Origin of the sequence: Microbacterium sp. IEGM 1404 (assembly GCF_030056775.1) — a bacterium.
Lineage (GTDB): Bacteria > Actinomycetota > Actinomycetes > Actinomycetales > Microbacteriaceae > Microbacterium.
Genome location: NZ_JASHKP010000003.1, coordinates 264,689 through 275,757, shown reverse-complemented (window position 1 = coordinate 275,757; position 11,069 = coordinate 264,689). Strand labels below are relative to the sequence as shown.

The window sequence follows — 11,069 nt, the reverse complement described above, 5'->3', positions numbered from 1 at the left end:
GTCCGGTCGAAGCGGGTGATCGACGCCCACTCCCCGAACTCCGGCACCGGCTCCCAATGAGTGGACACGTCGATGTCGCGGTAATCCGCTTCCTCGATCACGTTCGCAATCTTGTCCGACCGATACCAATGCATCGACCCATCCGGCCGATACCGATAATTCGTCGTCAACACACTCCCCGACCGCGTGTAATACGTCGACTCATCCGGGTAACGGAAATCATAGATCTCCTCAAGGAACATCACGCCCGCATCCGTCTTCCCGAACAGAAACTTAAGTCTTATACGACATAATTGATCGTGAAAACTCACACTGATGAAGTTCAGCCACGGATTTATCTCCATCGTGTACTCCGGCGGCGCGCCATCAGGAACACCATCCGCGTACGCCGCTACACCAAACCATTCTCGCTCGCCCCCCTCGGCGTATCGCCGCCGGGCCTCCTCAGCATCAATCGGAAGACCCATGACGCGATCCTCGTCATCCCAGAGGCGCCCGTAAACAAGCCGCATCCCCCGCTACGCCCCCACCGGCTGGGTCCGGTCGAAGCGGGTGATCGACGCCCACTCCCCGAACTCCGGCACCGGCTCCCAATGAGTGGACACGTCGATGTCGCGGTAATCCGCCTCCTCGATCACGTTCACGACCTTGTCCGACCGGCGCCAGTGCATCGACCCATCCGGACGATACCGGTAATTCGTGTTCGTCACGCACCCCGACCGGGTGTAATACGTCGTCTCATCCGGGTAACGGAAATCGTAGATCTCCGTTAGGAACATCATTCCATTTTCATGCTTCAGAAAAAGGAATTTGAAACGGATACGACAGAGCTGATCATGGAAGCTTACGCTGATGAAGTTTCGCCCTGGGTTGATTTCCATGGAGTATTCGGGCGCCGCCCCATCGGGAACGCCCTCTGCATATGCCGCGACCCCAAACCACTCCTCCTCGTTCCCTTCATCGAACCGGCGGCGCGCCTCACCCTCCGTGATGACACCCCCCATGACACGTGAGCGACTGTTCCAGGCCCTTCCGTAAACGGTCCTCAATGTCGTTCTCCTACTCATAAGTGCGTCCGCGCACGTCTCGAATTATCACTGGAGGATCGAAGGTTCTGCAGTAGGCGACCAGGGACTGAGGCACGTCCGAGTGTTGAATCGGCACCTCGAGGATCGGGTCCCCGTCCAGCAGCCGCCCATCCGCGAGCAACGTACCCGGCGAATACTTCCGTTCGATCTCCGCGATGTACCGCTTCGCGGTCTCCTCCGATATCTCGCTCAGCTGGGTGTACTTGCGCGACACGATATCTTCACCCTCTATGTACGAGTCGAGTCGCTTCCCGTCCGCCGTGAGCACCTCGTTCTCAGGGTATCGGGGGCGCTGTTCGTAGTCGAAGGCGACACCGTTCCACCGCTGCCGCTCCCACGGCAGCAGGTCGTCGCGGTCGAGGATACGTTGCAGCCATTCGGGGGTGTGCTCGAACCGGGGATGCACGGCGGCATCCACGCCCCCGCCGGAATGTGCAGCGCCTTCGGGGTCCGTCCCCGGCGGAACGTCGTCGTGCGGGCCGTGACCCGAGAGGTCGTCCGGGGTCCCGCTGTGGAGATCGTCGCCGGGGCCGGCGCCGATCCCGTCGTCGCCATGGCCCCAGCCTCCGCCGCTCCCGCCATGGCCCCCACCACGCCCGCCCCCCGCGCTGTCGGCAACGGACCCGGGTCCGCCGCCCGAGTCGGCGCCACCGCCCGTCTCGGGCCGCGGAGGCGACTCGTCGACGATCGAGGCGACCGGCCCGGGTCCGGTCTCGCCACGGACCCCACCCGCGGCGACGAGCTCGGGCTCCCGGACCGGGGCAACGGCATCCACCGCTCCGCCCCCGCGAGGCTCGGGCCACACTCCCGGCGGCAGTTCGATGCGCCCCGCGGGGAGAGCACTGGTCAGCGGGAACTCGTAGACGGGGATGCCATTGTCGGTGCGCGCCACCACCGTGTTCATGTCGACGCCCGCGTCCTGCAGCGTCCGCATCGCCGTCTCGGCGTCCGGAAGCGTCAGAGGCGGCGCGACGTGGGACGACACGTCATCGGCCCACGAGGGGCGGAGACGGTCCACGGCCGCCTCGATGACACGCGACATCCCGGACGACAGCTTCCCGACCCCCGCGGCGAGATGCGAGGTCGGGTCGAAGAACTGCCCGGCGCGCGCGGTCCCTCGCACGATCGCCGACCCGACTTCGCCGGTGCGGGCGATCGCCGAGGTCGCGCCCGCCGCCGTCTTCACCCCCGAAACCGCCGCGCCGGCGGGAACGAGGATCGTGCCGACATTGAAGACGGACTCGCCCAGCGCGGTACCGGGATCGTCCTGCCACTTGTCCCATGCGATCAGGGACTTGCCCGTGGTGAGCCACGCCTCGCCCGCGTTCGCGCGGAGCTGCTGCACCTCCGGGGGAAGGAACCGCGCCCCGAACATGCCTGCGACGTCGTCAGCCCACAGGATCGACCTATTCGGTTCCGACTGCAGAGCGAGGCCGACGCCGAGCTGCAGCATCCCACCCCAGGCGGCCCCGTACGCGTCCGGGGAGAAGAACGTCCACGTGGCAGGGTCGAACCCCACGGTCAGCGTCAAGAGCCCGCCGATCGTGCCGCCGAGGCCGCCGACGATGATGCCCTCCCAGAGGAAGTCCTTCACCACGAACCGCACCGTGCCCTCCGCGCAGTCCTCGGTGCGCTCCACCTCAGCGCCCCAGGGCATGTCGGTGCCCTCGGGGATCTCGGAGATGCCGTACCCGAGAGCGACGTCCTCGGACGTGGCGGCGTGCAGCGGCTGGGCGCCGTAGAGGGCGCGGATGCGATTTGCGCAGGCCCGTTCGGCCTCCCACAGCTTCACCTGTTGCGCGTTGACCGCCGCGATCAGCTCGTTGTTGCGGTCGACATGGTCCTGCGACTCGTGCCACTCCTTCGTGACCGTGCGGTACTGCTCCGGCGCCGCAGCGCTCGACGACCCCGTTGTCGACGAGCCCCACGAACCCTGATACGTCGGCATCGCGGTCGCTCCGCCGTACGGCGACTGCGCCGCGGTCCAGGCGGGGTTGATCTCGCGGACCTGCACGCCGCCCTGGATCGAGTCGACGAAGGCCTGCGCCTGCACACGCAACGAGTCGAGTTCGGCCTTGATCGGACGCACATCCGCGGCGAAGGCGATGAGGGCGGCCGACACCTCGGCCAGGTTGTCGCTGACCTGGGTAGCCTGCGAACTGACCGGGGCCATCAGTCCCAGCAGGGTGGGCGATTCCGGAGCCTCATAGACCCCGGCCATGCCCTGCCACTTGAAGTGGACGTTCGAGCCGTGCTCGGACACCTGACCCGCGATCGTCCCGATCGTGCGGGCGTTCTCCTCGATGACCTCCGGCTTGATCTCGTCACCCGGGATCGCGTCGACCTTGATCGCGTCCGGCATCACATCACCCCGTGCGGAAAGCTCATTACTCGGCCACCGTCCCGCGCCCACGGAACAGATGAGACTTACACCGTAGGCACATCACCGCCACTCCCCAAGGAAGATGAGAGAACTCTCCTCTTCGCCTCATCCGCAAAGGAAAAGGGGCCGGATGCCACTGGCATCCGGCCCCGAAAACGTCCGGTCCTATTCGACCGTCACCGACTTCGCGAGGTTGCGGGGCTGGTCGACGTCCAGGCCCTTGGCCTCGGCGAGGCCCATCGCGAAGATGTGCAGCGGCACCACGGCGAGGAGCGGCTCGAACAGCGGCGCGGCGAGCGGGATGCGGAGCACCTCGTCGGCGGCGGGCAGCACGGCGACGTCGCCCTCTTCCGCGATCGCGATCACGCGGGCGCCGCGGGCGCGGATCTCCTCGATGTTCGACACGACCTTCTTGTGCATCTCGCCCGAACCGCGCGGCGACGGCACCACGACGAACACCGGCTGACCGGGCTCGATCAGGGCGATCGGTCCGTGCTTCAGCTCGCCGGCGGCGAAGCCCTCGGCGTGGATGTAGGCCAGCTCCTTGAGCTTCAGCGCACCCTCGAGGGCGATCGGGTATCCGACGTTGCGGCCGAGGAACAGCACCGAGCGGGTGTCGGCCATCCAGTGCGCGAGCTGCTCGATGCGGGTCTGCTCGGTCTCGAGCACACGGGCGATCTTGCCGGGGACGGCCTCGAGCTCGGTGACCGCCTCGACGGCGACCACGGGGTCGACCGCGCCACGCACGCGACCCACGTGCAGGGCGAGCAGGTACAGCGCCGTGATCTGCGCGACGAAGGCCTTCGTCGAGGCGACGGCGACCTCGGGGCCGGCGTGCGTGTAGACAATGGCATCCGACTCGCGCGGGATGGTCGCGCCCTGCGTGTTGCAGATCGACAGCGTCTTCGCGCCGCGCGAGCGGGCGTACTTCACGGCCATCAGCGTGTCCATGGTCTCGCCGGACTGGCTGATCGAGACCACGAGCGTGCGGGGCGAGAGCACCGGGTCGCGGTAGCGGAACTCGTGCGCGAGTTCCACGTCGACGGGGACCCGCGTCCACGTCTCGAGCGCGTACTTGCCGACCATGCCGGCGTAGGCGGCGGTGCCGCAGGCGATGACGAGGATGCGGTCGATGTCGGCGAGGAACTCGTCCATGCCGTCGAGCTCGGGGATCTCGACACGGCCCTCGTGGATGCGACCGCGGAGCGTGTTGGCGACGGCCTCGGGCTCCTCCGAGACCTCCTTCGCCATGAACGACGACCAGCCGCCCTTCTCGGCGGCGGACGCGTCCCACGTGACCTCGAAGGCCTCGACCTCGACCGGCGCGCCGGAGAAGTCGGTGACCTCGACACCCTCGGGCGTGATCGCGACGATCTCGTCCTGGCCGATCGCGAGAGCGTTCCGCGTGTGCTCGACGAAGGCCGCGACGTCGGAGCCGAGGAAGTTCTCGCCCTCGCCCAGGCCGATCACCAGCGGAGAGTTGCGGCGGGCGCCCACGACGAGGCCCGGGTGGTCCTTGTGCATCGCGAGCAGCGTGTAGGCGCCCTCGAGGCGCGACACCACGGCGCGGAACGCCGCGACGAGGTCACCGGTGCGGGCGTACTCGCGGCCGATCATCGCGGCCGCGACCTCGGTGTCGGTCTCGCTGCGGAAGGTCACGCCCTCGCCCACGAGCTCGCTCTTGAGCTCGGCGAAGTTCTCGATGATCCCGTTGTGGATGACAGCGAGCTTGTCGTCATCGGCGAGGTGCGGGTGCGCGTTGGCATCCGTCGGTCCGCCGTGCGTGGCCCAGCGCGTGTGCCCGATGCCCGTGGTGCCATCGGCGAGGGGCGTGGATACCAGGTCGTCACGCAGCACCGCGAGCTTGCCGGCACGCTTGCGCATGCCGAGGCCCCCGTCGCCGTCGATCACGGCGATGCCGGCGGAGTCGTAGCCCCGGTACTCCAGCCGCGACAGGCCCGCCAGCAGGATGTCCTGGCTCTGCCGAGGACCCACGTATCCGATGATTCCGCACATAGCTTCCGAGTCTACGGGGCGGTGCCTGTGCGAATCCCCCGCCGGGTTGCTGCGTCAGAGCTTGCGTAGCAGTACCGATTCGACGGTGTGGTCGGCACCCTTCTGCAGCACGAGCTTGGCCCGGTGGCGGGTGGGAAGGACGTTCTCCTCGAGATTGGGCAGGTTGATCTCGCGCCAGAACCCGAGCGCCCGCGACACCGCTTCTTCGTCGCTGATGTCGGCGAACACGCGGAAGAAAGACGAGGGGTTGGTGAACGCGTTGTCGCGCAGCGCCAGGAAGCGGTCGACGTACCAGCGCTCGATGTGGGCCGCATCGGCATCCACGTAGATCGAGAAGTCGAACAGGTCGCTGACCGCGACGTCGTTCGGCGTGGGCGGGGGCTGCAGCACGTTGAGCCCCTCGACGATCACGACGTCGGGGCGGTGCACCGTCACGTGGGCGTCGGGCATGATGTCGTACTGCACGTGCGAGTAGAACGGGGCGCGCACCTCCTCCGCGCCGGACTTCACTTCGCTGAGGAACTCCACCAGCGCCCGTCGGTCGTAGGACTCCGGGAAGCCCTTGCGGTCCATGAGGCCGCGGCGCTCGAGCTCAGCGTTCGGATAGAGGAAGCCGTCGGTGGTCACGAGCTCGACGCGCGGGGTGTCGGGCCAGCGGCTCATCAGCTCGCGCAGCAGGCGCGCGATCGTGGACTTGCCCACAGCGACCGAGCCCGCGACCCCGATGACGAACGGGGTCGTGGCATCCGGTTCGCCCAGGAACTCGCTGGTGTCGGCACCGAGCCGCCGCGTGGCGCGGGCGTAGAGGCTCAGCAGGCGACTGAGCGGCAGGTACACCTCGGCGACCTCGCGCAGGTCGAGCCGATCGCCGATGCCGCGCAGCTGCACGACCTCGGTCTCGGTGAGCGGCTGCTGGATGCCGCCGGCCATACGTGCCCACTCGGCGCGGTCGATCTGACGGTAGGGGCTCAGCGACGGTGCGGGAGCGGCGGTCTCTGCGGCGGACACCCGCCCATGCTACCCGCGGGCTCCCACTACGCTCGGAGCGTGCGACTCGGGGTACTCGACATCGGTTCCAACACCGTCCACCTGCTCGTCGCGAACGCGCGCGCCGGGGGACGGCCCACCGCGACGACGTCGCACCGCTCGGTGCTGCGGCTCATGCGCTACCTCGAGCCCGACGGGTCGATCTCGCCCGAGGGCGTCACCGGACTCGTCGATGCCGTGACCCAGGCGTGCGAGACCGCGCGGGCCGAAGGGGTCGACGAGCTCCTCGCGACCGCCACCTCCGCCGTCCGCGAAGCGACCAACGGCGATGACGTCATCGCCCGCATCGAGGCCGTCCTGGGGCAGCCGCTCCAGGTGCTCGGCGGGGAGACCGAGGCCCGGTACACCTACCTGGCGGTGCGCCGCTGGTTCGGATGGTCCGCCGGACAGATTCTGCTGTTCGACATCGGCGGCGGGTCGCTCGAGATCGCGGGCGGCGCGGACGAACTGCCCGAGCTGGCCGAGTCGGTGCCGCTGGGCGCCGGGCGGTCGACGGTGCAGTTCCTCCCCCACGACCCGCCGAGCGAGGACGAGATCGACGCGCTGCGTCAGCACGCGGCATCCGTCCTCGCCCCCGTCGCCGAGCGCTTCGCCGCCCTCCCCCGCCCGGACCACGTGATCGGCTCGTCGAAGGCGATCCGCTCTCTCGCGAAGCTCGCCGGGTACCCCGTGCCGGGCTGGTCGGGCATCGACAGGATGGTGCTGCCGCGGCGCGAGCTGAAGGATTGGATCCCGCGACTTGCGCGGATTCCCGCCGACGCCCGCGAGGCGCTCCCCGGTATCACCGCCGACCGCACGTTCCAGATCGTCGCGGCCGCGGTCGTCGTGGAGCGGGCGATGAAGGCGATGGACGTCGACGAGCTCGAGGTCTCGCCCTGGGCGCTCCGCGAGGGCGTCCTGCTGCGCTACATCGAGTCGCTGGAGTACTGACCTTCCTCGGGGCGCCGCATTCCCTGGTTTGGGGCGCGTTCCCGCGTTCGGGGCGTGAATATCCCGCCCCGAACGAAGAATCGCGCCCCGAACCCAGGTCAGGGGCCGTGGGTCAGAGGGCGAGGCGCTCGCGCACGACCTCGGACAGGCGATCGGCATGGGCGCGGGCGACGTGCTCCGACGCGGCCTCGACCATGACGCGAACCAGCGGCTCGGTCCCCGACGCGCGCAGCAGCACACGCCCCGAGTCGCCCAACTCCGTCTCGGCGGCGCGCACGGCCTCCTGCACGACCTCGTCGGACACGCGGTCGCGGTCGACGCCCCGGACGTTCACGAGCACCTGCGGGTAGACCGTCATGATCGCGGCCAGCTCGGCCATCGTCTTCTTCTGACGGGCCATCTCCGCGACGATGTGCAAACCCGTGAGCAGACCGTCGCCGGTCGTGGCGAAGTCGCTCATGATCACGTGGCCGGACTGCTCGCCCCCGAGGGAGTAGCCGCCCTCGTTCATGGCCTCGAGCACGTAGCGGTCGCCGACGGCGGTCTGAAGGACACGGATGCCGTGATCCGCCATCGCGCGGTGGAGGCCCAGGTTGCTCATCACGGTGGCCACCAGGGTGTCGTCGACGAGCGCACCGCGCTCCTTCATCGCCACCGCGAGGATCGCCATGATCTGGTCGCCGTCGACGATGTTGCCGTCGGCATCGACGGCTAGGCAGCGGTCGGCGTCGCCGTCGTGCGCGATGCCGACGTCGGCCCCCAGGCGCACCACGGCCTCGGCGAGCACGTCGAGGTGGGTGGAGCCCACGCCGTCGTTGATGTTGAGGCCGTCGGGGTCGGCACCGATGACGGTCACCGTGGCACCCGCGTCGCGGAAGGTCTCGGGCGAGACGCCGGCGGCGGCACCGTGCGCGCAGTCGAGGACGACGTGGATGCCGTCGAGCCGGTGCGGAAGCGAGCCGAGCAGGTGGACGACGTAACGGTCTTCGGCGTCGGCGAAGCGACGGATGCGCCCGACACCCGCACCCGTGGGCTGCAGTCGCTCCCACTCCAGGGCGCGCTCGATGCGCTCCTCGACGATGTCGGGGAGCTTCGTACCGCCGCGGGCGAAGATCTTGATCCCGTTGTCGGGAGCGGGGTTGTGCGAAGCCGACACCATGACGCCGAAGTCGGCGTCGCGATCCGCGATCAGGAAGGCGGTCGCCGGGGTCGGGATGACGCCCGCGTCGAGGACGTCCACGCCCGACGAGGCCAGGCCCGCGGCGACCGCGGCCGAGAGGAACTCTCCCGAGACCCGCGGATCGCGCGCGATGACGGCGGTGAGACGGCGGCCTTCGGCCTTCCGCGCCTCCGCCGAACGGCCCTGGCCCAGGACGACGGCAGTCGCCTGGGCCAGGTGCAGCGCGAGTTCGGCGGTGAGGAGGCCGTTGGCCAGCCCCCGCACCCCGTCCGTGCCGAAAAGAGGCATCCGGAACGTCGAACTCAGCGCTTGGAGTACTGAGGCGCCTTGCGGGCCTTCTTGAGACCGGCCTTCTTGCGCTCCTTGACGCGGGCGTCACGGGAGAGGAAGCCGGCCTTCTTCAGACCCGGGCGGTTGTTCTCGGCGTCGATCTCGTTCAGCGCACGGGCGATGCCCAGGCGCAGCGCACCGGCCTGGCCCGAGGGGCCGCCGCCGGAGATACGTGCGATGACGTCGTAGGCGCCGGCGAGCTCGAGGACCGTGAACGGGTCGTTGATGAGCTGCTGGTGGAGCTTGTTCGGGAAGTAGTCCTCGATCGTGCGGCCGTTGACCGTGATCGTGCCGGAGCCGGGGACCAGGCGCACGCGGGCGATGGCCTGCTTGCGACGGCCGACGGCTGCGCCGGGGACCGAGAGAACGGGGCGCTCGGCCGCGACGACGGCCTGCTCGGCCGGCGTCTCGGTGCTGTAGTTGCTGGAGTCGATGTTCGACACTGTTTCGTCCTTATCCGGCGGCGCTTACTGGGCGACCTGGTCGAAGGTGTACGCGGTGGGCTGCTGGGCACCGTGCGGGTGCTCGGCGCCGCGGTAGACCTTCAGCTTCTTGAGCTGCGCCGCACCGAGGCTGTTCTTGGGGAGCATGCCGCGAACGGCCTTCTCGACGGCCCGCTCGGGGTTCTTCTCGAGGAGCTCGTTGTAGGTGACCGACTTGAGGCCGCCCGGGTAACCCGAGTGGCGGTAAGCCTTCTTCTTCTCGAGCTTCTGACCCGTGAGCGCGACCTTGTCGGCGTTGATCACGATGACGAAGTCACCCGAGTCGATGTGGTTGGCGAAGGTCGCCTTGTGCTTGCCGCGGAGGAGGGCCGCCGCGTGCGAGGCCAGGCGGCCGAGGACGACGTCGGTGGCGTCGATAACGACCCACTCGCGCGTGACCTCAGCGGCCTTGGGGGTGAAAGTGCGCGTCACAGTAGTGCTGCTTTCTTGATCGAACGGAGGAGTTCGTGAATCCCGCTCCGGTGGTCGGTTCTCCGGTCGATGACCGGGCAACTGGGCCGGTGGAGGGCTCACGTTCGGGCGACCCGCTCGCAGTGAGGCGGGCACCAAAGGGTTAGCTTACGGCATCCGGATGCCACGACCAAACGAGACGGCCCTCTCCGCCACCGGTCGGGCGCTGCCTCCCGAGACAGGCCCGTGCCCCCGGCACCGGGTGGTGTCGGGGGCACGGACCGCCCTCCGCGGGATCGCGGGCGAGATCGAGGGCGCGGTGACGGGTCAGCGCTGCAGGAAGTCCACCAGCGCGCGGTTGAATTCGTCGGCGTGGCTGACGTTGACGCCGTGCGGGGCGCCGGCCACGACGTGCAGCTCACTGCCGGGGATCGCCGCGTGGGTGCGCTTGCCCGAGCCCTCGAACGGAACGGTCGCGTCGCTGTCACCGTGCAGGATCAGCGCGGGCACCGAGACGTTGCGCAGGTCGTCGCGGAAGTCGGTCGTGGCGAATGCCTCCATCGCCTTCAGCGCGGCGTGGTGGTCGGCCTGGTTCGCGAGACGCTCCGCCTCGGCCTGCTCGGCCGGGGGCACGGTGAGCTCCCCGTCCACCGAGAAGAAGTCGGTCGTGAACTGGTGGTAGAAGGCCTTCTCGTCGGCCTTGAGCCCCTTCTCCATCCCCGCGGCCGTGTCCGCGTCGAGCGGCCCCTCGGGGTTGTCGTCGGTCTGGGCCAGGTACGGCGGGACCGCGGCGGCGAAGACGACGCTGCGCACCCGGTCGGCGCCGTGGCGGGTCAGGTAGCGCGCCACCTCTCCCCCGCCCATGGAAAAGCCCACGAGCGTGGCGTCGCGAAGATCCAGGGCCTCGAGGACGGCGTGCAGATCGTCGGCGAAGGTGTCGTAGTCGTATCCCGTGCGCGGCTTGTCACTGCGCCCGAACCCGCGGCGGTCGTAGGTGACGACCCGGTAGCCGGCCTCTTCGAGGGCGGGCACCTGATGGGCCCACGATTCGCCCGAGAGGGGCCAGCCGTGGATCAGGACGACGGGGCGCCCTGCCCCGCCGGTGTCGTCGACGTGGAGGTCGATATCGGTCAGAAGTCCGTGGTGTGCGGTGATCTCGCTCATGCCGGTCATGCTGGGACGCCGACCTGGGCGCGCGGCCG

At 68.9% G+C, this 11,069-nt stretch carries 10 protein-coding genes; 1 reads left to right on the top strand and 9 read right to left on the bottom strand.

Translation table 11 applies throughout. From position 1 onward, the window contains the following. From QM517_RS12015 to coaA, 5 genes are all read right to left on the bottom strand, one after another. Positions 1–467 (bottom strand): hypothetical protein (locus tag QM517_RS12015; RefSeq protein WP_283287673.1); only part of this gene is annotated, 467 nt, incomplete at its 3' end. Between the two features lie 51 nt (positions 468–518). Beyond that, positions 519–1,004 (bottom strand): hypothetical protein, encoded by a 486-nt coding sequence (locus tag QM517_RS12010; protein ID WP_283287671.1) that lies wholly within the window; start codon positions 1,002–1,004, stop codon positions 519–521. Between the two features lie 55 nt (positions 1,005–1,059). Beyond that, positions 1,060–3,450: a hypothetical protein gene (locus tag QM517_RS12005; protein WP_283287669.1), complete on the bottom strand. Its 2,391-nt coding sequence runs from the start codon at positions 3,448–3,450 to the stop codon at positions 1,060–1,062. Between the two features lie 186 nt (positions 3,451–3,636). Continuing rightward, positions 3,637–5,487: a glutamine--fructose-6-phosphate transaminase (isomerizing) gene (gene glmS / locus QM517_RS12000; protein ID WP_077049503.1), complete on the bottom strand. Its 1,851-nt coding sequence runs from the start codon at positions 5,485–5,487 to the stop codon at positions 3,637–3,639. A gap of 54 nt (positions 5,488–5,541) precedes the next feature. After that, the gene (coaA, locus tag QM517_RS11995; RefSeq protein ID WP_077049504.1) at positions 5,542–6,495 is read right to left on the bottom strand and encodes a type I pantothenate kinase; all 954 of its coding nucleotides are present in this window, start codon (positions 6,493–6,495) and stop codon (positions 5,542–5,544) included. 39 nt (positions 6,496–6,534) lie between these two features. Here coaA and QM517_RS11990 point away from each other — a divergent pair, with 39 nt between their 5' ends. Further along, positions 6,535–7,464, top strand: a complete 930-nt coding sequence (locus tag QM517_RS11990) for a Ppx/GppA phosphatase family protein (protein WP_077049505.1) — start codon at positions 6,535–6,537, stop codon at positions 7,462–7,464. 112 nt (positions 7,465–7,576) lie between these two features. Here QM517_RS11990 and glmM read toward each other — a convergent pair whose 3' ends face one another. The 4 genes from glmM to QM517_RS11970 all read right to left on the bottom strand — a co-directional run bounded on the left by glmM (position 7,577) and on the right by QM517_RS11970 (position 11,031). Then, complete coding sequence (gene glmM, locus QM517_RS11985; RefSeq protein WP_077049506.1) at positions 7,577–8,932, bottom strand: phosphoglucosamine mutase; 1,356 nt, start codon at positions 8,930–8,932, stop codon at positions 7,577–7,579. Positions 8,933–8,946: 14 nt separating this feature from the next. Continuing rightward, positions 8,947–9,417 carry a 30S ribosomal protein S9 gene (gene rpsI / locus QM517_RS11980; protein WP_077049507.1) on the bottom strand — a complete coding sequence of 157 codons (471 nt, stop codon included), beginning with the start codon at positions 9,415–9,417 and terminating at the stop codon, positions 8,947–8,949. Between the two features lie 24 nt (positions 9,418–9,441). Continuing rightward, the gene (gene rplM / locus QM517_RS11975) at positions 9,442–9,888 is read right to left on the bottom strand and encodes a 50S ribosomal protein L13 (protein WP_076491214.1); all 447 of its coding nucleotides are present in this window, start codon (positions 9,886–9,888) and stop codon (positions 9,442–9,444) included. Between the two features lie 306 nt (positions 9,889–10,194). Beyond that, on the bottom strand, positions 10,195–11,031 hold the full coding sequence (locus tag QM517_RS11970; protein ID WP_283287643.1) for an alpha/beta fold hydrolase: 837 nt from the start codon (positions 11,029–11,031) through the stop codon (positions 10,195–10,197). Positions 11,032–11,069: the final 38 nt, after the last annotated feature.